The organism is Amycolatopsis sp. EV170708-02-1 (genome assembly GCF_022479115.1).
Classification (GTDB): domain Bacteria; phylum Actinomycetota; class Actinomycetes; order Mycobacteriales; family Pseudonocardiaceae; genus Amycolatopsis.
Genome location: NZ_CP092497.1, coordinates 312,504 through 338,328, shown reverse-complemented (window position 1 = coordinate 338,328; position 25,825 = coordinate 312,504). Strand labels below are relative to the sequence as shown.

The following is a 25,825-nucleotide window of genomic DNA, read 5'->3' as shown; positions in this document are numbered from 1 at the left end:
CGTCGGAGGATCAGTATGGCCGTGTGGACGATGTTCCGGCAGTGGCTTCCGCCCTCCGGCCGGATCCACGGATCCGGCCGGAGGGCGCGTGCGCATTTCATGCCGTGTCCTCAGCCGAACACGAAGCCGAGCAGGGCCAGGATCAGGCCGATGGCGTGGGTCTGCATGGTCAGTCCACCTCCTTTCCGTATGTGGCGACCGCGGGCGAGCCCGGGTTCGCGGGCGCGGTTCCCTGTGCGCCGCCGAGCGCCAGCCCGATGACGAGCGCGATCACCCACAGCCAGAAAGCGAGCCGCAAGAGCAGCGAAAGCGAGCACTTGACGGTCATTCCGACTCCTTCGGTGAGCGCATGAGGGCAGCACTCGGCAACGCGGGAAAACCGCTGGTTGGAGTGTTATCGCCACGAATTGGGGCGGCTCACCAAGAATGCGTCGCCGCTCTGGGAGCGACAAGGAGTTTCCTGTTTCCCGTATGAGCGGGAAAGGAAAACCCAAAATAACGATCGGCGATACACGGCCGCGACCGGCTGGACACGGGCCGCCGGGCTGGCGACTATTGACGACCGTGCTTGAACCACTAGGGGAGGACTGGTGACCGTCAGCGCTGCGGATCTGGCCGGCGAATTGAAGCTGCTTCGCCGGGGCAGGGGAATTGCGGCACCTCAGCTGGCCGAACGGGCCGGCCCCGCGTTACGCGCGGTCTGCGGTACGTCCGGGAGCGACGGGAACGCGGCGATCCGGCGAACGCTGGGCGAATGCCTGTCCGGATGGGCGCGTTCGCTGCCCGAGGATCTGTGCACCGCCGTGCTGGCCGCGCTCGGGCTGCACCCGGACGCGGTGCACCCCTTCTATCAGGATCGGGTCCGCTGGCTGGCCAGGCATCTGCAGCGCGACGACCGCACCGCCCGCCGTCGTATCGACGAAGGCATCGATCGGCTCGCCGAGGTCGCCGTCGCGTCCACAGGCGAATCCGACGAGGCGGAAGCTGCTCAACCCAGCCGAAGGTGGCATACGGAGGAACTGCGCGTGGCGGTGGCTCTCGACCAGCCGGTGCCGGAGGTTCTCGAGTCCCGCCGGATCGTCGCCGATGCCGACGACATCGCCGAACTGGACCTCGCGCTCACCCTGACCGACTCGGTCTACCGGGGCGAGGCCATCGGCAGCGAGGATCTCCGCGTGGACGTGTTCCACGGTGGACGGCTGACCGGACGGGTGATGGAGTCCACCGATCGCGTCGGGCTGGCGTTGCGGTTGCCCAGGCCGCTCAAACGGCAGAGCAAACACGACATCGCGTTGCGGTTCAGGGCGGAGTTCAGGCATCCGCATTTCGTCTGCGTCCCGCGGCATCCGGTCGATCTGTTCGACCTGCACGTCCGGTTCGCCCGGCCGATCCCGGTGGAGGTCGTGCTGCTGGAACGGGTCTTCCAGGACGACGCGAGTGATTATGCGGCGCGCGGGTGCGCCTTGACGCCGGACGCGTCGGGCGAGATCCACGTCCAGTTCCGCCGCCTGACACCGGGTTTCGCCTACGGGGTGCGCTGGAGGCCGTCGCAGTCCGGCTCGGTGAACTGAAACCCGCGGGATCGGGTACTTCCGGCAAGCGGCGGGGTGACGGAACGCCGACGTGCCGCGAAAGCCACTTTCGCGGCATGCACACCCGCCCTTACCGCTCACGAGGGTCACGACCACGCCGCGATCGCCTTGCCCCGCAACACCCGTTTCGCCGCGATCGCCTTTTCGGACAGTTCGGTGGCATGGCCGAGTGTCGCGACGATGTCGTCCGCGGCGCCGTCGACCAGCTCGGTGGCCCGCCGGTACTGGTCGCGTCCGCTGAAGGCCAGCGCGAGGCCGAGGTCGAGCCGGCTCTCGAGGGTTTCCGGGTGGGTCGAGCCCAGCAAGCGGATCTGTGGCTGGAGGATCTCCTCGAGGATTTCGGCCTGGCGGCCGAAGTCGCGCAGCTGTCCGTGCGCCAGCGCGATGCCGTGCCTGATCCGGTACCGCAGGCGGTTCTCGCCGCCGACCACGCGGAGCACGGTCCGCTCGGTCGCGCTCAGCGCGGTCAAGGCCCGCTCAGGCTGTCCCCTCAGCAGGAGCGCGCGGCCGGCCAGTGCCGCGGCGGTCAAGGCCGTCGGGCTCTCCGAGCCGTGACATCGGCCATACCTGGCTTCGAGTTCGCGCGATACGGCGGCGGAGCGGTCCGGGTGGACGTCTCGAAGTTCGAGGGTGATCGTCGCCTCGGCCCACAGCAATTCGGCTTCGACGCACTGGAAGTGCCGCACCCTGCCGGTGGCGTGGAAGGCGGCGATCACCTCCGCCGCGACTTCGCGTGCCCGCCCAGGCCGGTCGTCGAGAAGCAGAGCGCGGGCGTATTCCAGCAGGAGGTCTTCGGGCGGCGGGCCGTGAAGCTCCGGCAGGATCGCGTCGAGCGAGGCGATGGCCTCCCTGGCTCGGCCTCGGAGACGCAGGGCCCGTGCGTGCGCCACGATCACCGGTAACCGGGTCTCACCCCGGCACGGGAACTCGTGCCAGAACGTCCGATCGCCGGCGTCGTAGTCACCCTGACAGTCGAATGCCTGCGCGGCGATCAGCCTGGCCGCGTATCGCTCGTCGTCGTCGGCCGCGGACAGCAGCGCGTGCCGGGCGTGCCGCACGGCCTCCGGGGACAGCCCGCAGGCGATCTCCACCCGTGCGGCCGTCGCGAAGTCCGTGCTCGTGACGCCTTCCGTGGACAAGATCACGGCGTGGATCTCACCGGCCGCGAAGAAGTCCCGGTGCCGTTCGTGAGCGGCCGCGACCGAGCGCAGCAACCGGATCCGGAGCACCGCGGACGTGCGCTCGGCGAGGGCGCGGGCATGCTGGAGGAGGAAGTCCCGGTACTCGGTGCGATCGTCGGAAAGCAGCCTTAGCAAGGACGTCGCCGCGGACTCGGGCAGGTCGCCGGGATCGATCCCGGCCCTGGCGACTTCCGCCACGAGGGGTTGCAGCCGTAACCCGCCGTCCACAAGCGAGGCGACACCTCGTTCTTCCAGCTCGCCGACGGCTTCGGCGAAACCGTCTTCACCTCCGAGAACGTCATGGGCGATGCCGAGCGGGAAGGGGACAGGCGCCAGCAGCCCGCCCAGCCGGACGATCCCGGCGGCGACCGGGCCGCAGCCGGCGAGCAGTCCGCGGATCGCCTGCGGTGCCGTGTCCGGGCAGGACACGAGTGGCTCGATGCCCTGGCGTGGCCTGGCCAAAGCGTTGGCGCGCAGCGTGATCGGATGCCCTCCACAGTGCTCGACGAGACGGAGCACCGCTTCTCGTTCGGCGTCGTCGGCCGGCGCGCGGTACTCGCTGAACAAACCGAGCCCTTCGCCCGGTGACAACCCGGCGAGGTCCAGCGCCGAGACGTCCCACGGAGAGTTCCCCATCCGGCTGACGAGCACCGTGCACACCGCGGAAGTGGGGAGGATCAGCCGTTCGAGGACGTCCGGAGGGAGCCCCGCCGGTACGTCGTCGACGAGGACGAGAACGCGACGTCCGTCGGCGCCGATCCGTTCGGCGACGTGGTCGCGCAGCCGGTCGAAGTCGACACCGGCCAGGTCGGCGCCCAGCCGATCCCCGGCCGCGCGTGCCAGCGCGAGGTGGAACTGGGACAGGACGTCCTCCGGCGCGTGCTGGCCGAACGGGCCCAGCCGCAGGACACCGCCGTCGAAGGTGTCCTGGAAGAGACGGGCGTACTCTTCGGCCAACGTTGTCTTGCCCACGCCCGGCAGACCTCGCACCATCAGGACCGGGCGGGCCTGCAGACCACGATGGACCGCCAGGAGCTCGCGATACCGCCCGACCATCCGGGCCGGGCGTCCGCAGCGGACGTCGGCCACCTTGCGCAGGACGAGTCCGACGAGGGCGGGCAGGTTCCGCGGATCGACCGCGTGTTCGCCGTCCGCCCCCGGAGCGACGACCAGGGCCCGGTCGGCACGCGAGCAAAGGACCAGCACGGCACGCGAGTTCGCGAGCGCGTCGGCGGAATCGTCGACGGCGGTGTCCCGGAGAACACTGAGCCCCGCGTCGCGAAGAGCGCTTTCCCACTCGTCCATCAGTGCCGCGCCGTCCGGATCGGCCGGAGTGAAACACAACAAGACATCGAAACGATCCGTCATCCGCGCTCTCCCCGTGATCGTGGCGATTCGACAGCGCAGGGATCGATCCCGGAGACGGTTTCGCTACCGATGATCGCGCCGTGGCGAAAGCTGTCCTTGATCTGCCCGCTTTCCGCCGAACGGCAACGGACAAAACCAGGACAACAAACCCCGGTTCGCAACGCCGTCCCCGATTTCCCCGATTATCGGGCATTCGAACCGCGAACGCCCGGGAGAGAGAGCATGGGAATCGCCATTGACACCACGAGCGAGGGAAACGGCACGGCGGGTGCCCTGATCCTCGTCGTGATCGCCGTTCTGTACCTGGGCTATATCGCCTTCAAACGACACGGATTCCGGCCACGGCGCGTGGAAACCACCCTGACCGGGCAGCAGTTGCGGCAGGTCTTCAAGAAGAAGATCGCGAGGAAGGGCTGGTCCGTCGCGGACGACGGCAACCCGATGATCGCCCGATCCGCGGAATTCGACGGAGCCAGGCACGGGATCTCCCTCAGAATCTCCGAGGCGGACGGACGCACCGTCGGCGAGCTGGCCGCGATCCTCCACGACAAGAAGATCTTCGGCGACACGGCGAAAGCGTACAGCCTGCGATGGCGGATGAACGGCTTCGTCGCGCAGGTGCGGCGGCTCGATTCCACCGCGAAAGTGGTGGGCTGATCCGATGCCGACCATCGACACCCGCCCGATCGGCGGCGAAGTCCGGGGATACCGCACTTTGGACACCCTCCCGCGCCCGTCGGGCGGGCTGACCAAAGAGGTGCTCGATCCGCTCGTCATGGCGGCGAAGGCCGGTGACGAGGACGCGGTCGAGAGGTTGCTGGCCGTCGTCAAACCGATGCTGGTGCGCTACTGCCGCGCGCGGATGGGCGGGCGCGACCTTTCCTACCTGTCGGCCGACGACGTCGCGCAAGAGGTGTGCCTCGCGGTCTTCAAAATGCTGCCGGTGTACGAAGATCGTGGCGGCTCGTTCCTCTACCTCGTGCGGGCGATCGCGGCCAACAAGGTCGCCGACGCCTTTCGCGCGGTGTCCCGTGACCGGTCCGATCCGGTGCCCGAACTGCCAGAGGCGGGGCCGGTCCGCAACGAGCCCGAAAGCCACGTGCTCGACGTCGACCTCGGCGCGCGTCTGGGCAGGCTCGTCGCCCAGCTCCCGAAGCTGCAGCGGGAGGTGCTCACCCTCCGGATCGTCGTCGGGTTGACCGCCACCGAGACCGCGGCCGCGCTCGGGCTGACGCCGGGGAACGTCCGGGTGAAACAGCACCGGGGGCTGGTGAAGCTGCGCGAACTGGTGCGGGAGGACGACTTCTCTTGAGGGCAAGGCGGAAGGGCGCGCGTTGCGACGTGAGCGGGGCCAGTAGCGGGCCGAAGGCTCCTTTCGCCGCGTCAGATACGGTGAAAGGAGCCTTCGGCCCTGGCCTGCCCAGCATCCCCACAGCCGGCGGTTTCGCGTGCTCAGGCGGACGACACCTGTGATCAGACGGACGACACACGTGTCCAGGCGGACGACTCGCGGCGGACCCGGCCGCACACGCGTGTCGTCCGTCCAATCACGCGTGTCGTCCGTCTGAGCACACGTGCCGTCCACCCCGTCACGCGATCGGGGGCGACATCAGCCCTACTCCAGGACGGGATCGCCCCAGGCCAGTTCCGGGAGCCACTTGTTCTCCGTCGTACCCGGACGGTGGAACTCCAGCCGGAGCCTCAGCACGCCGGTGACCCCGATGTCGATCTTCGCCGGTTTCCCCAATGCCACCTTGACCTCGGGTGACGGCCTTCCGTCGAGGAGGACGCGGAAGTGCCCGACCTGGAAGGGTTCGGCCGCGTCGTCGAGGACGCCGGCCACCGCGGTCAGTCTTCGGTAGGCCATCCCGAGGTCCACCTCCACGAAGGCCAGCCGCTCCGCCGCCCGCAAGACGATGCTGTCCGCATAGTGCACGTCGTTGATCCGCGCGCCTTCGGTCCGGATACCGTCGCTGCACGCCCGCCATTCCAGGCCGGTCGCCACCGAGGTCTTGCCGGGGCCGGCCACGTCCACCGCGCCGCCGCGCCACTGGCCGCGTTCGGGCCGCTGGTGCCGGGCCCTGCCGGTGATCGCGGCCAGAAGGTCCTCCACCCCTTCCTCGGTGAACACGTCGACCTGATACCTCGTTGTGGAGTGCGGATTGAGGAAGTTCGGGATGTCGTCGACGGACTGCTGGGGGAACACCACCGGAAGGATCCGCTTGATCTCGCCGCCGAGATCCCTCGTCAGGCGATCGCGGATCCGCGCCGCCTCGAACTGGGAGCCGCGCCCTTCGTCGAACGCCGCGTTTCCCTCGGCACGGCGTTTGTAGTCCGGCGAGGCGATGACGACTACGAAATTCGCCGTGTCGAGGTGCTTCAACGCCCATAACGACCAGTCGCGACGTTCGCCGTCGTCCCATTGATCAAGGTGCACTTCGAGGCCGATCCGGCCGTGCAGGAAATCCGCGAAGCGGCGGACCCGTTCCTTGTGCTCCGGTGAATCATGTGCGTAAGTGACGAACACATGCGGTGGCTCGTTGTCGGCCATCGAAACTCCTGTCAGGTGAAGGGCGTACTGCCCGCCGGATGGTCGCATTCTCGACGATCGGACGTCGACGGGCAGCCATTGTCGCCCGCTTGTCATCTTTCTGTCTTTCGTGGACTCACAGGCGAGTACGTGTCCAGTTTTTGTCGTGTTTTTGTACCTTTTTGAGAGTGTCTTCGCCCCCTACGATCGGTGCTGTCAAACGGATCCGGGTGCGAAGGGGCGATGGCGCTCGTGTACGAGTACCACCTGTTCATCAGCTATCGCCGAGGCGGAGGCGACGCCCCGGACTGGGTGCGGAATCACTTCCACCCTCGGCTGCAGAGACTTCTGGACGACAATGTCGACTACGACGTCAAGATATTTCTCGAAGACAGTGTCGCCGTCGGCGGGAAGTGGCCTCAGGAAGTCCGTGACGCGTTGCAGCGTGCCCGGATCCTGATCCCGGTCTGCTCCCCGAAGTACTTTCGCGACGAGCGGTGCCTGGCCGAATGGCACACGATGGCGAAGCGGGAGGAAATCGTCGCGCGGGACGGCGTGACGAAGGCGGGCCGGTTGATCTATCCGGTGATCTTCAGCGACTCGGATTACTACCCGGACTGGGCTCACGAACGCCGGATGCGCAGTTTCCGGGACTGGAACAAACCGCATCCGCAGTACCAGAAGACCCCCGAGTACATCGAGTTCGAAGACGAGCTGGGGCGGATGGTGGAGGAACTGGTGGAGATCATCGCGCAGGCACCGCCGTGGTCTCCCGAGTGGCCGATTGAGACACCACCACCCGAGCCGCCACGACCGTCGAAGCTGCCGAGGTTCTGACCCATGCCGGGAACCGTGGTCACCTTCTACTCCTACAAGGGCGGTGTCGGCCGGAGCTTCACCTTGGCCAACATCGCCGTTCTCCTGGCACGCTGGGGATATCGGGTGTTGTGCCTGGACTGGGACCTCGAAGCACCCGGTCTGGACACCTACTTCCGGCCGATGATGAGCGCGCCCCCGTCGGGCGGCGTCGTGGACCTGATCGACGATTTCCGTGAAGGCAGGCTGACTCCGGGCGCGCATACGACCCGGCTCACCGGGAAAGTGAAGCTCGACGTCATCACCGCCGGCCGCGGGGACGACGCCTACGTCCGGCGGGTACAGGATCTCGACTGGGAAGGCTTGTACGAACAGGGTTTCGGCGACTACCTCGAACAATGCCGTGACCAGTGGACGGCCGCCTACGACTACGTCCTCATCGACAGCCGCACCGGGATCTCCGACATCGGGGGTATCTGCACCGCGCACCTTCCGGACCGGCTCGTCGTCCTGTTCACGGCGAACGTGCAGAGCATGCGGGGCGCGGTCGACATCGCCGAACGCGCCAACGCGGCGCGCGACCGCATGCCCTACGACCGTCCACAGCTCACCGTTCTTCCGGTGCTGTCGAGATTCGACGCCCGCGAGGAATACGCGCGCTCGGAGGAGTGGCGGCGCATCTGTCTCGAAGAGACCAAGGACCTGTTCCGCAGCTGGCTCGACCGCGACGTCTCGCCGGACGTGATGTCACGTCATCTGACGCTGCCGTACGTCTCCTTTTGGACCTTCGGCGAACAGCTCCCGGTGTTGACGGAGATCAGCCCGACCGCCGACCAGATCAGTTTCGCACTGGAAACGGTCGCGTCGGTCGTCGCGCACGACTTCGACCGGACGGACCTGCTCGCGGAGAACCGCGACGCCTACGTCGCCGCGGTCCGGGCCGAGAAGCGCACCTTCACCCACGACGTCCGGGTCAGCACGACCAGGCCGACGATGTACCTCGCCGAAGAACTCATGAAATACCTGGTGGAGCTCGGTGTCCGGCCGGTGCTGTCCTTGTCCGGGGAGCGGTCGCTGCTCGAAAAGACCGCGGACGACGCGAAACACCTGTGCCTGATCGTCGACCGCGAGGTGAGCCGGTGGCAGTCGGCCGAGGTCGAACTGTTCCTGCACCGGACACTCGGGCAGGACCGCCGTGTCGTCCCGGTGCTCACCAAGGGGACCGAGCCGAACAGCCTGCCGGGGTACGTCGGCAATCTGCGGCATCTCCAGTTCGGCCCGTCGCGTGGACCGATGGAGATCGCCCAGAACCTCGTCGACCAGCTCACCGGCACCACGGCGCTCGTCGAACCGGGCGACCTCGACGTCGCCGGCGTGCTCCGGCAGACCGCGCACGCCCGGCTGCGGCCGCCCATGTGGGGGTTCGTGGACGAGATCGTCGCCGAGCTGCAGATCGCGATCGGCGCGGGGGACCGGGAACGGGTGCAAGACCTCGCCGAGGAGCTCATGTCGGCCACGCGGGTCCGCGCGACCGACGCGGCACCGGGACATCGCGTGCTCGCCCCGCCGGAGACGCGGGAGGCGATCGAATGGGCCGTGCGCACCTCGGAGGCCAGGGTGACACGCCAGGGATTCAGCGGATTTCTCGATCAGCGCTAATCACGTACGGAAGGATCACGGATGACGGATCGATTGGGACAGAAGCAGACCGCGGCGATGCTGGCGCTGATGGTGGTCGCCCGCGAGGTGTCGAACCCGGAGCTGCGCGAGATCGTCGGCTTCGCCCTCGACGGTAAGGAACGCCGTCAGCTCAACGGCCTCGATCTGGTCGCCAGCGAACAACGCGGCCGTCCCTTCTACCACGAGCTGACCGAGCGCGGCTGGGCCTGGTGCGAGGAGGAACTGAGCCAGGAAGAGGCGCCGCAGCCCCGGAGCAGTCTGGGCAGTGCCCTGTACGTCGTGCTCGGCGGGCTCGGCAGACATCTCCGGCGCGAGAAGCTCCGGCTCGCCGACCTCTTCATGCCCGAGGTCGACCTGACGGTGGAGGAGATCGAGTCCCGGATCCGGATCGCCTACCGCAAACTGTCCCGTTCGCCACGTGACTGGGTCGCGCTGGTGGAGCTGCGGCCGATGCTCGGCGAAGCGTCCACTGTGGACGTCGACGCGGTACTGAAGGAGCTCAGCCGCTCGGGACAGGCGCATCTCGTGCCGGAATCGAATCGCAAGGCGCTCACCGCCGCCGATCACGAGGCGGCGATCCGCATCGGCGGTGAGGACAACCATCTGATCTCGATCGAGGCGCCGTGATGGACGAGCTGAGCGCGCTCGCGGCCCTGCGGTTCGACTGGGCCGACACTCCCGATCACGTGTGGCGTGATTCGCCGTATCACGTCGACGGCCTGCACACCGGTGTGCTGAAGCAGGTCAGCTCGGGGATCAAGGAGGCCGTCGCCAGTGACGGCCCGAGCCCGATCGGGCTGGTCCTCCAAGGGAAGAAGGGCGTGGGCAAGACCCACCTGCTCGGCCTCGTCCGGAAACAGGCCCACGACGCCCGCGGCTACTTCTTCCTCAACGACCTCACGGCGGGCGACGCGTTCTGGGAGAACACCGCCGAGGCGATGCGCCGGGGGCTTTCGCGGCTCGACGGCTCCGGCGTCCCTCAGCTCACCAGCTTCCTCCGTCGTGTCTGCCTCCGCGCGAGCATCGACGCGAACGTCACCAAGAAGATCCTGGACGGGCGTGGCCTGTCGAGGGCCGACGTCGACACGTTCATCGACGGCCTGCGCACTCTCGATCGGGACGTCGCCAGGGAATGCGCCGACACGGCACGGGCGCTGGTGCTCTACGCGAGCGAAGACCCGAGCAAGAACTACGTCGGGGACGACTACCTCGGCGTGTTCCCGGAGTCGAAATCCGGGGACCGCCGCAAATGGGGGATCCGGTCGGACCCCAAATCCGCGAAGACGCAGGTCAGGAACATCACGCGGCTGCTCGCGCTCACCGGCCCGATCGTGATCGCCGTCGATCAGCTCGACACCCTGGTGGCCCGGTCCGCCGTCGGCCAGCGGCAAGTGCAGAACAGCGACGAGCAGGATCTGCTCGTCGCCCAGATCGCGGACGGGCTGATGGGCCTGCGGGAAGTGACCAGAAGGACCATGACGGTCCTCGCGTGTCTCCCCGGCACGTGGGAACTGCTCAAGGAGAAGGCCACCGACACCGTCCCGGATCGCTTCCGTGAAGCCTTGATCCTCGGCCGGGTCACCGATGCCGAAGTCGGCAGGGCCTTGGTCGAGAAACGCCTCGGAGTCGCGTATGAGGCGATGAAGTTCGTGCCGCCCTACCCCACCTGGCCGGTGTCCCCGTCGGCCTTCGATGGCGAATGGGAGGAGATGTCGCCGCGAGACGTCCTGAAGCGGATCGGCGCGCATATCGACGCCTGCGTCCGGGCGGGCCGGGTGATCGAGCTGACCACGTTCGACGAAGGCGGTGTGCGTTCGGCCGGACCGCCGCGTCCGGCGATGGCCGCCGATCGGTTCGCGGAACTGGACAAGCGGTTCGAGGAACACCGCTCGAAGGCCGACCCGTCGGCCTTGCTGGATCCGAAGGCCGAGGACAAGGTGATGCCCCGGCTGCTGTCCGCCGCGATCCGGGGCTGGATCACCGAGGTCGGCAACGACAACATGGAATGGGTCCATGGCGCGAAGAGCGACCGGAACGAGCTGCACGCCTGGCTCACCCGAACGGTGGACGAAGCGTCGGACCTGGAGGAACACTGGGCGTTCCGGGCCATCGCGGCGTCGCATCACATCGCCGCGCTGCACCGGTTCCGCAAGGCGCGATCGGCGGCCGGGGTCCGGAAGGGCGCGGAGAACCGGCATCTGGTGCTGCTGCGCAACCCGGCGTGGTCGCCAGGGGTGAAGACCCAGGCGGAACTCAAGGAATTCTTCAAGCAGGGCGGTAAATCCCGGGGAATGTCCGATGCGGACGTCCGCACGTTCTGGGCACTGGACAAGATGTTCGCCGAGGGAAGCCGGGAACTGCACGAGTGGCTCGTCGACCGCCGACCCGCCGGCCGGTCGGAACTCCTGGCGGAAGTCCTGCCGGAACCGTTGCCCAGGGCGGCGTCCACTGATGCGACCCCGACGGCGGAAGGCGAGATCACCCTCGGCACCGTGTCCGGCAGCGGGAAACCGGTCCGGATCGAACTGGCGGCCCTGCGCAAGCACGCCGCGGTGTTCGCGGGTTCGGGTTCCGGGAAGACGGTGCTGCTGCGGCGGATCGTGGAGGAGTGCGCGCTGCAGGGCGTTTCCGCGATCGTGCTGGATCCGAACAACGACCTCGCCCGCCTCGGCGACGCCTGGCCGGAGCCGCCCGAGGCCTGGGGAGCGGACGACGCCGAGCTCGCCAAGCGCTATCTGGCCGAGACCGACGTCGTCGTGTGGACGCCGGGTCGTGCGGGCGGCAGACCGCTCGCGTTCCAGCCGTTGCCTGATTTCGCCGGTGTCCTCGACGACGAGGACGAGTTCAACGCGGCCGTCGAGGTCGCGGTGGCGACCCTCGCACCGCAGGTGAAACTGACCGGCAGCACGGGGAAGGCGACCGTCGGGCTCGCGGTGCTGCGGCAGGCCGTCGTGCACCACGCCCGCACCGGATCACGGAGCCTGCCCGAACTCATCGAGGTGCTCGAAGACCTGCCCGACGGGGTGAGCACGTTGAACGACGGGCGAAAGCTGGCGGCCGAGCTGGCCGAGCTGCTGAAGGCCTCCATGGTCAACGACCCCCTCCTGGCGGGCGGCGGCGAGCCCGTCGACCCGGCGCTCCTGCTCGCTCCCGGGGAAGGCAAGCGGGCAAGGGTTTCGGTGATCAGCTTCGTCGGGCTGCCCTCGGAGAACCAGCGGCAGAACTTCGTCAACCAGCTCCAGATGGAACTTTTCGCCTGGGCCAAGCGGAATCCGGCCGGTGACCGGCCGCTCGGCGCCCTCTTCGTGATGGACGAGGCGCAGATGCTCGCCGCGTCGGGGACGCTCACGGCGAGCACCCGCAGCACCATCGTGCTCGCCTCGCAGGCCCGGAAGTACGGTCTGGGGCTGCTGTTCGCGACGCAGGCGCCGAAGGGGCTGCACAACCAGGTCGTCGGCAACGCGATGACGCAGTTCTTCGGCAGGCTCAACAGCCCGGCCCAGATCGCCGCCGCGAACGAACTCGCCAGGGCCAAGGGCAGCCCCGTCGACGACATCTCGCGGCTGGAACGCGCCCAGTTCTACGTGTCGGGGGAGGCGTTCGGCTTCCAGCGGGTGACCACCCCGCTGTGTCTCACCCATCATCCGGCCAGCCCGCTCAGCGTCGAGGAGGTGCTGGCCCGCGCCCGCGGCGAAGCCGAGTGAAACCACAACCCGTTCGTCTCGACAACTGTGCTCGCTGGAAAGGATTTCGCACCATGGCAGGAATCTTCATCACCGTCCGAGCCGGTGACGGCCAGGACCGGTTCCGCGGTCTCGACCGGAGTCTCGGTCACGTGTTCGGCAAGGACCGGATCGTCCGGTCCGGCGACGCCGCGTCCGTCCTGGTGGTACCGATCGGCACCGAAGGGCTCGACGACGCGGTCCAGGAAGAGATCGCCGAAGCCTCGCGGCTCGGGAAGAAGGTAGTCGCGGTCCTTGTGGACGACGCCGTCATACCCGGGGAAATCGCCGCCGATTCCCACCGGCGGCTCGGCAGGCGCACGGCGGAACAGGACATCGCGGGCCTGATCACCGAACTGACCCGGGTCGCCCCGGAGCTGGGCATCGGTGTCGTCCCTGGTCTCGAAGACCTGGCGGAGTGGCTCGAGTCCTGGCGGGACGAGACGCGTCCCGTCCTGCCCGAGAGCCTCCCGCTGCTCGGGCGGGCCCGCGAAGTGGAACGGCTGCGCGAATGGGTGGACGCCGATCCGTCGGTCCTGCCCGTGTACGCGGGCAGCCGTACCGAGGCTGCGGCATTCGTCGCGACCGTGCTGGCGGCCCACCGCCCGGGCCTCCGGGCGGTGCGGGTGTCCAGTCGGGAGGCCTGGCGACAATGCCGCGACCTGGACGGGCCTTTCGTCGCCGTGGTGGACGGCGTCGACGTGGGGAAGGAGACGCTCGGCGGCCATGTCGTCGTGGTGCGGAGCACGCCGGACCGTGACGGTGCCGATCTCCTGGTCCTGCCCGGCATTCCGCGCGACGAGGCGGCGGAGGCGTTCGCGGCGGCCGGCGTCCCTCCCTCCGACGCGACCGCCTGCGCGGATCTCGCCCGGCGGAGTCTTGGCGCCTTGCGCCGCAAGCTCGCCGTCGCCGGCGACCTCCCGAGATGGGTGAATCCGCTGGAGCGCGATCTCGCCGCCCCGCTGCTGCTGATCGGCAGGTGGTCGGCGGGGTCGCGGTACGACCTGGACGAGATCGCCGCGATCGCCGGCCGGGAGACCGACGAACTCACGCGCTTCTTCGCCAGGACCGAGACCGGCGACGATCCGCTGCTCACCCGCTCGGGTGACGTCGTCCGGCTGGCGGATCCGCATGACGCCTGGGCCCTTCTCCACGGCAGGCTGAGCGCACAGGATCTGCGGCGCTGGCACGAAGAAGCCGTCAAGGTGCTCACCGAGCGGGAGCCGGGCCGGAAATGGTCGGCGGAAATGCGGCACGGGTTGGCGCGGAGCGCGGCGCTCCTGGCCGACGAGGGGGAGACGGCGCTGTCCGGCGGCGTGGCGGGCGCCGACCACGCCGCGAGGTTCGTCCGCGAAGTGCTCGGGCGGGCCAACGACGACGGGGACGGGATGCTCTGGCGGTCGCTCGCCGACGTACTGCCCCTGCTCGCCGAAGCCGCTCCTCACGAGTTCCTCGGCGCCGTCGATCAGGCGCTGACCGGCGATCCGTCGCCGCTGAGCGGCACTTCCGACGGGCTGATCGCGGCGCTGGAAACGGTCGGCTGGTCCGACGACGCGTTGCCGATGGTGGTGTCCCTGCTGGCCGAGCTGACGCGGCCGGGACGGGAGGCGGGCGACCGGCCGCTCGAATCCCTGATCACCCTCGTGCAACCGTGGTACCCGTACCTCGACCTACCCGGCGGGCAGCGGACGGAGCTGGTCAAGGCGATCGGCCGTCGCTCGCCGGAAGCGGGCTGGCGGCTGGCTCTCGCGCTGCTACGCGGTCCGCGAGAACATCTGCTCGCGAGCCCGAGGCGGCCCCAGGTCCGGCTCGAATGGACGGTCCCGGCGGCGCCCGTGGCCGTCGCCGACGGACCGGAATTCGAGGACGAGCTGGTCGCCTCGGCGTTGTCGGCGCTGGCGGAACGGCCGTATCGATGGTGCGAGTTCTTCGAGCGGCTGCCCGAGCTGAACGCGGCGCAGTGGGACCGCGTCGTGGAAGCCTTCACACGGCTGGACACCGAACGGCTCTCGGCGGACGAACGTCTCCGCCTGTGGGGCCTGCTCACCGGAGTCACCGCCGAGCACCGGCATCACGCGGGCGCCGGCTGGACGCTGCCGGAGGAGTTGCTGCAATGGCTCGAATCGTGCGCCGAGCTGATCGAGCCCGCGGTCAATCCCGGGCGGCACGGCCTGTTGTTCGGCCGGAGTCCGTACCTGGACGGCGGCGAATCCCTCGACCCGGAGGCGCGTGAAGCGGAGATCGGGCGCCTTCGCCGCGACGCCGTCGGCGGTGTCCTCCGCGAACACGGTGCCGCCGGGCTGAGCGCGCTCGCCGCAGAGAGTGCCCTGCCCAGGCTGGTCGGCGTGGTCGCGGCGCACGTGGCCGCGGACGACCTTCGGGAAGACGCGCTCGCGGAGCTCGGGCGCGAGGACTGGGCGGCGGGCTGGGCGGGCGAGATGGCCCGTTCGCAGGGCGGAGAATGGCGGCAGGAGGTCGCGATCCAGCTCAAGGAGCAGGACAGGCTGGTCGACTATCTCCTGGCCATTCCGGTGGACCACGCGCTGGAGCTTTTCGAGTCCGCCGACGAAGGGGTTCTCGAGGGCTACTGGACGCACGTCGGTCCCTGGCCGCTTCCCGAAGGACAGGAAGCGTTCTTCGTCACGCAGCTCGCGCGGCGTCGGCCGTGGGCCGCGGTCAAGGCGCTCGCGGCGGGCGTGCGCGCCGCGGCGTCCCTGCCCGCGTCCCTGATCGAGGACGTGCTGCTCCAGGCGTCCGCCGACGGTGTCGAGGCCCCGGACCGCAAGGCTGTCGCGCACGTCGGTCCGCTGCTGGACCAGCTGGCCGAGGCGGGCGGCTCGGACGTCGCGGTCGCCCGGTTGGAGCTGCGGTTCCACGCGGCGCTCAAACACCACCGGAAACCGCGGAGCCTGCGGCGGATCCTCACCGAGAACCCCGGCGCGTTCGTCGATCTCTGCACCCGGATCCAGCCCGCGGACGACGGCGCTCCGAGCGTCGAACTGGTCGGCGCGTGGCTGACGATCTTCGAGACGCGCACCCTGCCGGGGACCACCGATTCCGGTCTCGACGGTGCCGCGCTCAAGGCCTGGGTTTCGCGTGCCCGCACGGAGTTCGCCGAACGGGGTCGGGCCGAATTCGGCGACCGGGCGATCGGCACCCTGCTGGCGAGCGGTTCTTCCGTTCCCGATGGTGGGTGGCCGCCGGAGCCGGTGCGGGACGTCCTGGACGTCGCCGACGGCGGGTACCTCCGGGAAGGCTTCGCCACCGGATTGACCGTCCAGGACGGGGACGCGGGGGATCTCGCGCAGCGTCATCGTGGCTGGGCCCGGCGGATCAACGTCGGCTGGCCGCGGGTCGCCGCGCTCCTGCGTGAGCACGCCGACGACCTGGCACGACGCGGATAGCGGTCGAAGCGCCCGGGTGGAGGGGCCGAGCGGCTCCTCCACCCGGAGCGCCTCGTAGGCTGGACAGGTGACCGGGACGACGACGGCCGAGGTGCTGGCCGAACTGGCCGAGCTCGAGGACCCTCGCGTACGGCAGGTGAACGAGAAGCACGGCGACGACCACGGGGTGAACCTCGGCAAGCTGCGCGCGGTCGCGAAGCGGCTGAAGACCCAGCAAGAACTCGCGCTGGAGCTCTGGGAGACGGACGACACCGCCGCGAAACTGCTGGCACTCCTCATCTGCCGCCCGAAGGCGTTCGGGCACGCCGACCTGGACCGCATGGTGCGCGAGGCCCGCACCCCGAAGGTGCACGACTGGCTCGTGAACTACGTGGTCAAGAAGAATCCGCACGCCGAAGAGCTGCGCCAGGCGTGGTTCGCCGATCCGGACCCCGTGGTCGCGAGCGCGGGCTGGGCACTGACCACCGAACGCGTGGCGAAGAAGCCCGAGGGTCTTGACCTCGCCGGGCTGCTCGACGTCATCGAGGCGGAGATGAAGGCCGCGCCGGACCGCCTGCAGTGGGCGATGAACCACTGCCTGGCGCAGATCGGCATCGAGCACGCCGAGCACCGTTCCCGCGCGGTCGGCATCGGGGAGCGGCTGGAAGTGCTCAAGGACTATCCGACCCCGCCGAACTGCACGTCGCCGTTCGCGCCCGTCTGGATCGCCGAGATGGTGCGGCGCGGACGACACTCGTGATCAGACGGACGACACGCGTGTCGTCCGTCTGATCACACGCGCCGTCCGGCCAGTCACGCGTGCCGGCCCGCTCAGCCGAGCGCGTCCGCCTTGATGGCCTCGAACTGGGCGCCCATGCGCGCTGCGAGCGCCTGCGCCGCCCGCAGCGGCCGCACCATCACCTTGAAGTCGATGATCTTGCCCTCGGCGTCGAAGGTCAGCAGGTCGCAGCCGTTGATTTCGAGCCCGTCGACGGTCGCTTCGAACTCGTACACGTGGTGCGCGCCGTCGTGGATCTCGCGGACATAGCGGAAATCCTCGAACACCCGCATGACCCCGCGCAGGATCGCCGCCGTGATCGCCTTCCCCTGATAGGGCTTGAACGCCACCGGGCTGGTGAAGACCACGTCGTCGGCGAGCAACGCCTCGATCGCGGCGGCGTCCTTCGCTTCGACTGCTTCACGGAACGTGGGCATGACGATCTCCTCATAGTCAACTTGTTGAGTAGATGTCGCCGAGCGTAGGTGATCGCCATCCCGGTGTCCATCAAAGTGCCTAATCAACTTTGCGACTAGTCCGCGCGGTGCCTATCATCGCGCCATGGCGCTGCGGAACGCGATCCTCGCGACGCTCCTGGACGGTGAGTCCTCGGGCTACGACCTGGCGAAGAGCTTCAACGCGTCGGTCGCCAACTTCTGGACGGCGACACCGCAGCAGCTCTACCGCGAGCTGGACAAGATGGAATCGCAGGGCCTGGTGGCGGCCCGGATCGTGGAACAGCAACGGCGTCCCAACAAGCGACTCTTCTCCTTGACCGACGCCGGCGCGGCCGAACTCGCCGACTTCACCACGCGGGCGCCGAAGCCGACCGCGATCCGCGACGAGCTGCTGGTGCAGGTCCAGGCGGTCGAGGCGGGCGACGACGAGGAGATCCGGCGCGCGGTCGCGGAGAGGATGGCCGTCGCCGAAACGAAGCTCAAACGGTTCGAGCGCCTTCGGGAGCGCTTGCTCGGCGACTCCGTCGAGGCGGAGTTCCTCGCCACTGCGCCCCGCGTCGGGCCGTATCTGACCCTTGCCCGTGGGATCATCTTCGAGCAGGAGAACATTCGCTGGTGCGAGCAGGTTCTCGCGGTGCTCGAACAGAGGTGAACGGCTTGGTTGAGCGGAAAAAGGGGCCGAGGTTCCGTCAGGTGGTGCTGGATTGCACCGACGTCCGCGCGCTGGCGGAGTTCTACCGGCGTCTTCTGGTCTGGGACTACCGCCCCGGTGACGAGGCCGGCGACGACAAGGACTGGCTGGTGCTGCGAAACCCGGACGGCGGGGCGCAACTCGCCTTCCAGCAGGTCGATCGGCTGCCGGAGGCGAGCTGGCCGGACGCCGAACCCGTACCCCAGCAACTCCACCTGGACCTGACCGTGGAGTCGGTCAAGGACCTGGAAGAGCAGCACGCCCGCGTCCTCGAACTCGGCGGGCGGCTCCGGTACGACCGCAGCGAAGACCCGGAAGAACCCCTGCGGGTGTACGCGGATCCGGCCGGGCATCCGTTCTGCGTCTTCGTCGCCTGAACGCGCTCAGACACGGCAGAGCAACGCGTCCGGAGTGCGATTCGAGCCGACACGGCCGGTATACGCGACACCGGCGACGTACTCGCCCGGAGCGCATTGCCCCTTGTAATGGCCCGACGCGAAGTCTCCGCCGGGATTCCCGGACGGCCGGTTGTCGCCGCGGTCGAACCAGACCGTCCGGCCGGTGCGGCCCAGCGGAGTGGGGGAGCGGCCGCACAGGAGGGCGGAGAACGCCGCGCCGGTGACGCTGTAGCCGACGGCGGCGTGCCCTGGCGGGCATTGCACCTTGGTGTAGCCGGACGCCCAGTCCGTGTCCACATAGGACTCGTCGCGGACCACGGCGTATCCCGCCGGCGCGGCGAGCGTGCCGGTGCACAGGCCCCGGTTCCCGGTGTGGGAAAGGGCGCTGAGCCGCTGGCCGTCGGGGCAGGCGCCCTTGCGCGCGCCCGGATTCCAGTCCGCCATCGCGCGAATCTTGCGCGAGGCCTGGAAATCGGCGTAGTCGAGGTTCAGCATCGACCAGCGCTCGGCGTCGGGGATCCGGCCGGAGCGCGACGGCGCGTCCACCAGCCGCCGCCAAGCCGGGCCACGCCAGTCCGCGCCGTCGAGCACGTCGACGCGTCGGCCGCCGGTGTCCCACGAGAGCAGCGACCACCCGTTGCCCGTGCCGTCCTGGTGGAAACCGACCGCGGGCCAGTAGGCGAAATCCGTGTCGGTCTCGGCGAGATGGCGGACGAAGTTCTCGAACCAGGCACGGCTCGCCGCGTCGGTGGTGTGACGGCCTTCGCCGAACTCGCTGATCCAGAGCGGCGCGGTGTAGTGCTTGCCGGTCTCCGCCGAGACGAAGAACGCTTGCCGGTAAAGGACATCGCGTAGTTCCTGGGGTGACAGGTCACGGTAGCGCGGGTCGTGTGTCTCGCCGGTGCCGGTCGCCCCGGAATGATTCGGCCCCGTGTACCCGTAGAAATGCGCGGCGTAGACCAGCTTTCCGGAGTCCACGAGCGTATGCGAGAGCGTGCGGGCCGGCTCCAGCGTCGGCCTGCCGTGGGGAAGGCCGTCCACGGGCAGGCCGGTCCAGTTGATGCCCTCGACGATGAGCAGCAGGTCGGGGTTGGCCTCGGTCTGGATGCGGTCGGCAACGCGCTGGCTCGCACGTTGCCAGTCCGTGCCGTTTCCCCAGCCCCAGTTGGGATCGTCGAAGACGTTACGACGGACTTCGTTGTACAGATCGGCGCCGACGACCCGCTTGTTCGCGGCGTAGCGGCGGACCATGAACAGCCAGTCGTCCTGCCACCGCTGCTCGGTCTGCGCGGTGTTCCAGCGTTCGTTGCCGTCGAGACCGCAGCACCAGCGGGACGTCGTGGTGTGATTGTTGAGGATCACCGCGAACCCGCGCGCGGTCAGCCGCTCGACGACGCGATCGTAGACCTGCAACGGGGTCAGGCCCCGCAGACCCGGGTTCGCCGGGAGGTCGGGGACCGGCTTGGTGTCGTGGATCATCGCGTTGGAGAAGGGCAGCCGGACACTGTTCAGGCCCAGCTCCGCCAGCCCGTCGATGACGGTGTCGATCGACGCCCGGTCCAGCCCGAGCGGGGTCTGGTAGGCGATCTCACCGGCGTGGTGCGCGGCCGGATCGTTCACGTCGCCCGACCCGGTCCACGTACCGCTCGCGCCGTGCCAGTTGGCGGCCTTCAACTTGAACCGGTCGCCCGCCGCGTCGACGATGTAGCGGCCGCGCGTGCTGAGCGGCGCCACCCAACCCGACGGGTCCGCCGAGGCGACGGCGGTCGGGGGAATCACGATTCCGGCGGTCACCAGGACGGCGAGCAGCACACTCTTGATCCTCACCCGCCGCAGGCTAGCCACTCGCGCGGTCGGTTGTATACGGACGATCGGGTAGCTTGCCCGCATGACCACCGCGTTGATCATCGGTGACCTTCAGCGAGGTATCACGGGCAATTACCCGTTCACCGGAACAGTCCTGCCGCCGATCAGGAGTCTGCTGCCGCGGGCGCGGGCGGCCGGCGCGCTCGTCGTGTTCGTCCACTTCGCACTCCGCGGCAACGGGGCCGACCTGCCGCCCGGGAACGCGTTGTTCAAGTCCTTCCACGAAGCGGGCGACACCTTCCACGAGGGCTCGGCCGGGACCGAGATCGATCTGCCGGTGGCCGACGAGGACGTGGTCGTGCTGAAACGCCGTGCCAGCGCGTTCGCGGGCACCGATCTCGATCTCGTGCTCCGCGCCCGCGGCGTCGGCACCGTCGCGATCGCCGGGGTCGCGACCAGCGCGATGGTGGCCGCGACGGCCTACGACGCGGCGGACCGCGGCTATCACGTGACCGTGCTGCGCGACGGTTGCGCGGACGGCGATCAGGCGATGCACGACTTCTTCGTGGACGCGGTCTTCCCGAGCCGGGGGTTCGAGGTCGTGAAGTGTGCGGACTGGCCCGGCGAATAAATCGCGCGAGTGAAACGCCCGGGTATGGCACCGTGATCGGCGAGCTGATCAAGGGGGCTGCGGATGGAGACGAAGCGACTCGGGCGCACCGAAGTCGAGGTGACGAGGCTGGGGTTCGGCGGTGGACCGCTCGGTGGCCTGTTCGCGCCGCTGGACGACGACACCGCGGCGGGGGCGCTGGCCGCGGCCTGGGACGGCGGGATTCGCTACTACGACACGTCTCCGCATTACGGGATCGGGCATTCCGAGCGCCGCATCGGCGAGTTCCTGCGCTCGCGGCCGCGTGCTTCCTACGTCCTGTCGACGAAGGTCGGCCGCCTGCTGATTCCCCAGGATCCGGACGGGAAGCTGGACCCGGCGGGCTTCCACGTGCCCGCGGCGCACCGCCGGGTCCGCGACTTCACGCGTGACGGGATCCGGCGCAGTGTCGAGGATTCGCTGGAGCGGATGGGCCTGGACCGGATCGACGTGCTGTACCTGCACGACGCCGAGGAGTACTTCGAAGACGCGCTGCGCGACGGCTATCCGGCCCTCGCGCAGCTGCGGTCGGAAGGGATCGTCGGCGCGATCGGCGCCGGCATGTACGACACGGCCATGCTGACCACTCTGGTCAGGGAGACCGATGTCGACGTGGTCATGCAGTCCGGGCGTCACACGCTGCTCGACCACAGCGCGCTCGACACTTTCCTTCCGGCGTGCGAGGAACGCGGTGTCTCGGTGATCGCGGCGTCGATCTTCAACTCGGGGCTGCTCGCCGTGCCGCGACCGGCCGAGGGTGCGTACTTCGACTACGAGGCCGCCGCTCCGGAGGTCGTGGAGCGGGCGAACCGGATCGCCGACGTGTGCGAGGCGCACGGCGTGACGCTTCCCCAGGCGGCGATGGCCTTCCCGCTGCAGCATCCGGCCGTCGCCGGCATCGCGGTCGGGATGCGGTCCGCCGAAGAGGCTCGAAGCAACTTGGAATCCTTCGCCGCGGAGGTTCCCGCGCAGGTCTGGGCCGATCTGCGGGCCGCGGGCTTGATCCGTCCGACAGCGATTAGGGTGGTCTGATGGTGTCGGTCAAACAGGTCCAGGTCACGTTCGATTGCGCGAAACCCGAGCGCCTCGCCCGGTTCTGGTGCGAGATCCTGGGCTACGTCGTGCCCTCGCCGCCGGAAGGGTTCGACACCTGGGACGACTACAACCGCACGTTGCCGCCCGAGAAGCAGGACGCCGGCTTCGTCTGCAGTGACCCCACCGGAGTGGGACCGCGGCTGTACTTCCAGCGCGTTCCGGAAGGCAAGGTCGTCAAGAACCGGGTGCATCTCTGTGTCCGGGCAGGCACCGGGCTCGTCGGCGAGGAGCGCCTCGCCGCGCTCCAGGCCGAATCCGACCGCCTGACGGCGCTCGGGGCGGTGCAGCAGCGTGTCCTGCTCGCCGACGAGGAGAACGAGTCGTGCATCGTCATGCAGGACATCGAGGGCAACGAGTTCTGTCTCGACTGACCTCACGCGGTGCGGATGCTGAAGTTCGTGATGCAGAAGCCGCCGTCCGCCATCTGGTCCGAGATCACGATGCCCTTCGCCGACCGTCCTTTGGCGACCCCGGCGACGTCGGCGAGAACGAACCTGGACGTCCCGTTGGCCGTGGTCACGTGCACCCGTGACCCCAGCGGCAGCAGGGAATCGATCTTGTCGTCCATGAACCTCTTCTGCGCCTCGCAGGCCAGCGCGATCGCCGCCGGCTTGTCGCTCCCGGCGATCTTGGCGAGGAAGTCCGTGATCACCTGAACGCCCTTCTCCGGCGGCGCCGCCGGGCGCCGGGTGACGGTGATCCTCGGACGGCTGACCCTGGTGCTGCTCGGGCTTTCCGTGGTGCTCGTGGGTGCGGAGGTCGGCGCCGAGCCGGCGGTCGGGACGGGCAACGACAGCCCGGGGCCCTTGCGGAGCAGGAAACCGGGGGCGGCGAAACCGGTGATGCAGAAGGCGACCAGTGCGATCACCGCGACCAGGATCCCGACGGCCACGCCGGGCTTGACGGTCGAGGGACGGGGGTGCTGCTGGTCGGGCAGGCCGGGATAGGTCATCGGAGTCACCTTCCGTGCGGGATCTGAATGGGCGATCCGACGGGGCTTCTCCGGTAGGGGTTCCGATCCTTTCAGGGGTCTTACGGCTTCGCGAAAAGCTTGCCGCTGAGCTCCATCATGGACGGTTTCGGGGCGCGTCGGCCGGGGCTGATCGCGGGCGGGGCATGTGGTGGGCCGAAGGCTCCCTTCGCCGAGTCCGATGCGACGAAAAGAGCCTTCGGCCCTGATCGGATAGGGGCCGTGAGTGGTGTTCCGGGGCCAAGAGCGCCTCAGGTTCCGGGTCAGGTCCGTGAGGGCCTCCTTGCCTACCCTGAAGGTAGTGAAGGAGGCCTTCACTACCTTCAGGAGCGCAGCTCGTACCGGGACCCGAATCGCCGCTCACGACCGCCTTTCGCGACCCCTGGGTCAGCAGGGGTTCAACAGCCAGCAGAGCCGATAGTTCGCCTGGTAGGTCGTGGACGTGCCCGGCGCGACGATGTTCTGCGTCCGCGCGCCGCCGTGCGCCCAGCCGGTGAAGGCGTACTTCAGGTTGAGCGGGGGCAGCTTCTGCGGGCTGTCCGCGCTGATCGAGTTGGTGGATCCGGCGATCACCGTCCGGGAGAACGGCGTGCGTTGCTGGGTGCCGCCGACGGTGAGCGTCGCCTGGCTGGGGCTGGAGGTGAAGTTCAGCGACACCGTCTTCGGCTGGAGGTCGAGGGTCTTGCTGCCGGTCCGGCCGGTGGAGTCGGTCGCGGTGAGGGTCAGCTGCAGGTACGACGGGTAGTCGTGGTCCGGCGCGACGAACGAGCCGGACGCGACGCCGGGGAAGTCCTGGACGTTGTGCGTATGGCAGGTGCCGTTGGTCGCGCAGTGCCGGATCGCGAGCCGCCAGGTCAGCGCCGATGCCGGGAGCTGCCCGTCCTGGGCGTCGACGGCGCGGCCGGAGAAGGCCACGGTCTGGCCGACCGACCAGGTCAGCGTGCCCGCCGGGCCGTCGATGACCGGCACCGGGTCGAGGCCCTCCGGGTTCCCGACGGTCACCCGCACCGTCGTGGTCGCGCTCGCGCCGTGGGAGTCCGTCACCCGCAGCCCGGCGTCGACGGCGGCGGCCGCGGTGTAGGTCCAGGTGGGGTCGGCGGCCGACGAGTCGTCGTACGCGCCGTCGGCGTCGAGGTCCCAGGCGTAGGACAGGGTGTCCCCGGCGTCCGGGTCGGTGGACGAGGCGCCGTCGAATCGCACCGTCAGCGGCGCCGGTCCGCTCGACGGGTTCGCCGTGGCCACCGCGGTGGGCGGCCGGTTGGTGCCGCCGGGATGGCTGACGCGACGGAGTTCGCCGCTGCCGAGCGCGACGTAGAACAGGTCGCCGCCCGGTCCGGTGAGCACCTGCACCGGGAGGTTGACGCCGGTCACGAACGGCACGAGACGGCTCGCGCTCGGCTGGCCGTCGACGGTCTGCATGGCCCAGATGCAGCCACGGGACGAGTCGGAGAAGAACAGCGCGCCGGAATACTCGGCGGGGTAGTTGCTGCCGGATTCGAACGCGATGCCGCTGATCGAAGAGCCGCCCGTGGGGCACGGGTCGCTCGCGACCACTTTGGCGCGGTGGTTGTAGGCGTAATACGGCGCGGAGTGCCCGCCGGAGGAGTACAGCGATTCGCACCGGTCGAGGTTCGCGCCGTCGTAACCGGCTTGCCTGGCGTTGCCTTCGAAGCAGGGCCAGCCGAAGTTCTCCGCCACGCCGTCACCGACGTCGGCGACGCGGTTGATCTCCTCCCAGGTGTCCCACCCGACGTCGCCGGCCCAGAGCTCGCCGGTGCCCGGCCGGAAGCCGAACCGGAACTGGTTCCGCGCGCCGTAGGCGATCACGCGCCGGGCGTTGGCGTCGGCGCTGTTCGCGAAGGGGTTGCCAGGGACGCCTTCGCCGGTGTCCGGGTCGATGCGCAGCACCGTTCCGTTGAGCAGGACCGGTTGCCCGGCGGCGCGTCGCGGCGATTGCGAACGCAGCGCGCCGCCTTCGGCCGTCGGCGGCGTGAGGTTCGTGCCGGCGGGCGAAGGCGGATCGGCACAAGGGTTCCCGGCCTGGCCGTAGTCGGCGAAGGTGAAGCTGGCGCCGTCGCCGCCACCCGCGTACAGGGCGCCGTCCGGGCCGAAGGCGAGGGCACCGACCGAGTGGCTGGGGAACTGCTGGCACCAGCCCGTGACCAGCGGCTTCTCGCTCACGGCCGTGCCTGCCGAGCCCATCGTCAGCTGGGAGACGCGGCCGGTCACGACGCAGCCCTTGTCGGTGGCGCCCGGCGGGGTCGGGCAGGTGTCACCCCATCGCGGCGCGGTGCCGCCGGGCTCCGCGTCGAGGGTGTACGAGACGTAGACGTACGGCCTGGCGGGAAAGGCGGGGTCGACGGCGAGCCCGAGCAGGCCGCGGTCCCAGAAGTCCTGTGTCTGCGTGCGGAGGTCGGCGAACACCGTCGCCGTCGGGTCGGCGAGCGAGTCGAAGACCTTGACCAGGCCGCTCTTCTCGGCGACGAACACCCGGCCGTCCGGCGCGAAAGCGGTGGCGGTCGGCGAGCTGAGCCCGCCGATCGCCACCGTGTCGGTGAAACCGGTGGGCACGGCGGCTCCGGCGGGTGCCGCGGCGACGAGCCCGACCGCGAGCGCGCCGGCCAGCGGGCCGACGACGCCCACCGCCAGCGCGCGCCGCGATCTTCGGGGGAACGGGAAACGACGGGAACTCAGCACGCGAATCCTCC

Annotated in this window: 21 protein-coding genes; 14 read left to right on the top strand and 7 right to left on the bottom strand. The window is 69.2% G+C overall.

Going from position 1 to position 25,825, the window contains the following annotated elements; translation table 11 throughout:
- Nucleotides 1-169 precede the first annotated feature (169 nt).
- Nucleotides 170-328, bottom strand: coding sequence for a hypothetical protein (locus MJQ72_RS01270; RefSeq protein ID WP_240597154.1), 159 nt, complete (start codon nucleotides 326-328; stop codon nucleotides 170-172).
- A gap of 262 nt (nucleotides 329-590) precedes the next feature.
- Between MJQ72_RS01270 and MJQ72_RS01265 the strand changes: the two genes are divergently transcribed.
- Nucleotides 591-1,571: a hypothetical protein gene (locus MJQ72_RS01265; protein ID WP_240597153.1), complete on the top strand. Its 981-nt coding sequence runs from the start codon at nucleotides 591-593 to the stop codon at nucleotides 1,569-1,571.
- Between the two features lie 107 nt (nucleotides 1,572-1,678).
- Here MJQ72_RS01265 and MJQ72_RS01260 read toward each other — a convergent pair whose 3' ends face one another.
- Nucleotides 1,679-4,141 (bottom strand): ATP-binding protein, encoded by a 2,463-nt coding sequence (locus MJQ72_RS01260; RefSeq protein ID WP_240597152.1) that lies wholly within the window; start codon nucleotides 4,139-4,141, stop codon nucleotides 1,679-1,681.
- 69 nt (nucleotides 4,142-4,210) lie between these two features.
- Between MJQ72_RS01260 and MJQ72_RS01255 the strand changes: the two genes are divergently transcribed.
- Both MJQ72_RS01255 and shbA read left to right on the top strand, forming a co-directional pair.
- Nucleotides 4,211-4,798: a hypothetical protein gene (locus tag MJQ72_RS01255; protein WP_240597151.1), complete on the top strand. Its 588-nt coding sequence runs from the start codon at nucleotides 4,211-4,213 to the stop codon at nucleotides 4,796-4,798.
- 4 nt (nucleotides 4,799-4,802) lie between these two features.
- A complete protein-coding gene (gene shbA, locus MJQ72_RS01250) occupies nucleotides 4,803-5,453 on the top strand; it encodes an RNA polymerase sigma factor ShbA (RefSeq protein ID WP_315860822.1) in 651 nt (216 codons plus the stop codon).
- A 303-nt stretch (nucleotides 5,454-5,756) separates the two neighbouring features.
- Here shbA and MJQ72_RS01245 read toward each other — a convergent pair whose 3' ends face one another.
- Complete coding sequence (locus tag MJQ72_RS01245) at nucleotides 5,757-6,692, bottom strand: SEFIR domain-containing protein (RefSeq protein ID WP_240597150.1); 936 nt, start codon at nucleotides 6,690-6,692, stop codon at nucleotides 5,757-5,759.
- Between the two features lie 222 nt (nucleotides 6,693-6,914).
- On the opposite strand from MJQ72_RS01245, the gene MJQ72_RS01240 reads away from it, so the two are divergent.
- The 6 genes from MJQ72_RS01240 to MJQ72_RS01215 all read left to right on the top strand — a co-directional run bounded on the left by MJQ72_RS01240 (nucleotide 6,915) and on the right by MJQ72_RS01215 (nucleotide 17,032).
- Entirely contained in the window at nucleotides 6,915-7,508 is a 594-nt protein-coding gene (locus MJQ72_RS01240) for a TIR domain-containing protein (RefSeq protein WP_240597149.1), read from the top strand.
- A 3-nt stretch (nucleotides 7,509-7,511) separates the two neighbouring features.
- The gene (locus MJQ72_RS01235; protein WP_240597148.1) at nucleotides 7,512-9,146 is read left to right on the top strand and encodes a CATRA system-associated protein; all 1,635 of its coding nucleotides are present in this window, start codon (nucleotides 7,512-7,514) and stop codon (nucleotides 9,144-9,146) included.
- A 21-nt stretch (nucleotides 9,147-9,167) separates the two neighbouring features.
- Nucleotides 9,168-9,794: a hypothetical protein gene (locus MJQ72_RS01230; protein WP_240597147.1), complete on the top strand. Its 627-nt coding sequence runs from the start codon at nucleotides 9,168-9,170 to the stop codon at nucleotides 9,792-9,794.
- On the top strand, nucleotides 9,794-12,871 hold the full coding sequence (locus tag MJQ72_RS01225; protein WP_240597146.1) for an ATP-binding protein: 3,078 nt from the start codon (nucleotides 9,794-9,796) through the stop codon (nucleotides 12,869-12,871). The genes MJQ72_RS01230 and MJQ72_RS01225 overlap by 1 nt, the downstream gene beginning before the upstream one ends.
- Nucleotides 12,872-12,924: 53 nt before the next feature.
- Nucleotides 12,925-16,293 carry a hypothetical protein gene (locus tag MJQ72_RS01220; RefSeq protein WP_240597145.1) on the top strand — a complete coding sequence of 1,123 codons (3,369 nt, stop codon included), beginning with the start codon at nucleotides 12,925-12,927 and terminating at the stop codon, nucleotides 16,291-16,293.
- A 67-nt stretch (nucleotides 16,294-16,360) separates the two neighbouring features.
- Nucleotides 16,361-17,032, top strand: coding sequence for a DNA alkylation repair protein (locus MJQ72_RS01215; protein ID WP_240597144.1), 672 nt, complete (start codon nucleotides 16,361-16,363; stop codon nucleotides 17,030-17,032).
- 71 nt (nucleotides 17,033-17,103) lie between these two features.
- Here the strand turns inward: MJQ72_RS01215 and MJQ72_RS01210 are convergent, their stop codons facing one another.
- Nucleotides 17,104-17,487 (bottom strand): nuclear transport factor 2 family protein, encoded by a 384-nt coding sequence (locus MJQ72_RS01210; RefSeq protein WP_240597143.1) that lies wholly within the window; start codon nucleotides 17,485-17,487, stop codon nucleotides 17,104-17,106.
- Between the two features lie 124 nt (nucleotides 17,488-17,611).
- Here MJQ72_RS01210 and MJQ72_RS01205 point away from each other — a divergent pair, with 124 nt between their 5' ends.
- Both MJQ72_RS01205 and MJQ72_RS01200 read left to right on the top strand, forming a co-directional pair.
- A complete protein-coding gene (locus MJQ72_RS01205; RefSeq protein WP_240597142.1) occupies nucleotides 17,612-18,160 on the top strand; it encodes a PadR family transcriptional regulator in 549 nt (182 codons plus the stop codon).
- Nucleotides 18,161-18,165: 5 nt separating this feature from the next.
- Entirely contained in the window at nucleotides 18,166-18,576 is a 411-nt protein-coding gene (locus MJQ72_RS01200) for a VOC family protein (RefSeq protein ID WP_240597141.1), read from the top strand.
- Between the two features lie 6 nt (nucleotides 18,577-18,582).
- Here MJQ72_RS01200 and MJQ72_RS01195 read toward each other — a convergent pair whose 3' ends face one another.
- Nucleotides 18,583-20,424, bottom strand: coding sequence for a cellulase family glycosylhydrolase (locus MJQ72_RS01195; RefSeq protein WP_240597140.1), 1,842 nt, complete (start codon nucleotides 20,422-20,424; stop codon nucleotides 18,583-18,585).
- A gap of 61 nt (nucleotides 20,425-20,485) precedes the next feature.
- Between MJQ72_RS01195 and MJQ72_RS01190 the strand changes: the two genes are divergently transcribed.
- From MJQ72_RS01190 to MJQ72_RS01180, 3 genes are all read left to right on the top strand, one after another.
- Entirely contained in the window at nucleotides 20,486-21,034 is a 549-nt protein-coding gene (locus tag MJQ72_RS01190; RefSeq protein WP_240597139.1) for a cysteine hydrolase family protein, read from the top strand.
- A gap of 63 nt (nucleotides 21,035-21,097) precedes the next feature.
- Complete coding sequence (locus MJQ72_RS01185) at nucleotides 21,098-22,084, top strand: aldo/keto reductase (protein WP_240597138.1); 987 nt, start codon at nucleotides 21,098-21,100, stop codon at nucleotides 22,082-22,084.
- The gene (locus tag MJQ72_RS01180; RefSeq protein WP_125737675.1) at nucleotides 22,084-22,518 is read left to right on the top strand and encodes a VOC family protein; all 435 of its coding nucleotides are present in this window, start codon (nucleotides 22,084-22,086) and stop codon (nucleotides 22,516-22,518) included. Before MJQ72_RS01185 ends, MJQ72_RS01180 begins: the two co-directional genes overlap by 1 nt.
- Nucleotides 22,519-22,520: 2 nt before the next feature.
- On the opposite strand, the gene MJQ72_RS01175 is transcribed toward MJQ72_RS01180, so the two are convergent.
- Nucleotides 22,521-23,099: a hypothetical protein gene (locus MJQ72_RS01175; protein WP_240597137.1), complete on the bottom strand. Its 579-nt coding sequence runs from the start codon at nucleotides 23,097-23,099 to the stop codon at nucleotides 22,521-22,523.
- Between the two features lie 405 nt (nucleotides 23,100-23,504).
- On the bottom strand, nucleotides 23,505-25,814 hold the full coding sequence (locus tag MJQ72_RS01170; protein WP_240597136.1) for a PQQ-dependent sugar dehydrogenase: 2,310 nt from the start codon (nucleotides 25,812-25,814) through the stop codon (nucleotides 23,505-23,507).
- Between the last annotated feature and the right edge of the window lie 11 nt (nucleotides 25,815-25,825).

Excerpts from the sequence above, each read along its gene's own strand:
- MJQ72_RS01270 (WP_240597154.1), bottom strand. The coding sequence starts at position 328 with ATGACCGTCAAGTGCTCGCTTTCGCTGCTCTTGCGGCTCGCTTTCTGG.
- MJQ72_RS01260 (WP_240597152.1), bottom strand. The coding sequence starts at position 4,141 with ATGACGGATCGTTTCGATGTCTTGTTGTGTTTCACTCCGGCCGATCCG.
- MJQ72_RS01255 (WP_240597151.1), top strand. The coding sequence starts at position 4,211 with ATGATCGCGCCGTGGCGAAAGCTGTCCTTGATCTGCCCGCTTTCCGCC.
- shbA (WP_315860822.1), top strand. The coding sequence starts at position 4,803 with ATGCCGACCATCGACACCCGCCCGATCGGCGGCGAAGTCCGGGGATAC.
- MJQ72_RS01245 (WP_240597150.1), bottom strand. The coding sequence starts at position 6,692 with ATGGCCGACAACGAGCCACCGCATGTGTTCGTCACTTACGCACATGAT.
- MJQ72_RS01240 (WP_240597149.1), top strand. The coding sequence starts at position 6,915 with ATGGCGCTCGTGTACGAGTACCACCTGTTCATCAGCTATCGCCGAGGC.
- MJQ72_RS01235 (WP_240597148.1), top strand. The coding sequence starts at position 7,512 with ATGCCGGGAACCGTGGTCACCTTCTACTCCTACAAGGGCGGTGTCGGC.
- MJQ72_RS01230 (WP_240597147.1), top strand. The coding sequence starts at position 9,168 with ATGACGGATCGATTGGGACAGAAGCAGACCGCGGCGATGCTGGCGCTG.
- MJQ72_RS01225 (WP_240597146.1), top strand. The coding sequence starts at position 9,794 with ATGGACGAGCTGAGCGCGCTCGCGGCCCTGCGGTTCGACTGGGCCGAC.
- MJQ72_RS01220 (WP_240597145.1), top strand. The coding sequence starts at position 12,925 with ATGGCAGGAATCTTCATCACCGTCCGAGCCGGTGACGGCCAGGACCGG.
- MJQ72_RS01210 (WP_240597143.1), bottom strand. The coding sequence starts at position 17,487 with ATGCCCACGTTCCGTGAAGCAGTCGAAGCGAAGGACGCCGCCGCGATC.
- MJQ72_RS01205 (WP_240597142.1), top strand. The coding sequence starts at position 17,612 with ATGGCGCTGCGGAACGCGATCCTCGCGACGCTCCTGGACGGTGAGTCC.
- MJQ72_RS01190 (WP_240597139.1), top strand. The coding sequence starts at position 20,486 with ATGACCACCGCGTTGATCATCGGTGACCTTCAGCGAGGTATCACGGGC.
- MJQ72_RS01185 (WP_240597138.1), top strand. The coding sequence starts at position 21,098 with ATGGAGACGAAGCGACTCGGGCGCACCGAAGTCGAGGTGACGAGGCTG.
- MJQ72_RS01180 (WP_125737675.1), top strand. The coding sequence starts at position 22,084 with ATGGTGTCGGTCAAACAGGTCCAGGTCACGTTCGATTGCGCGAAACCC.
- MJQ72_RS01175 (WP_240597137.1), bottom strand. The coding sequence starts at position 23,099 with ATGACCTATCCCGGCCTGCCCGACCAGCAGCACCCCCGTCCCTCGACC.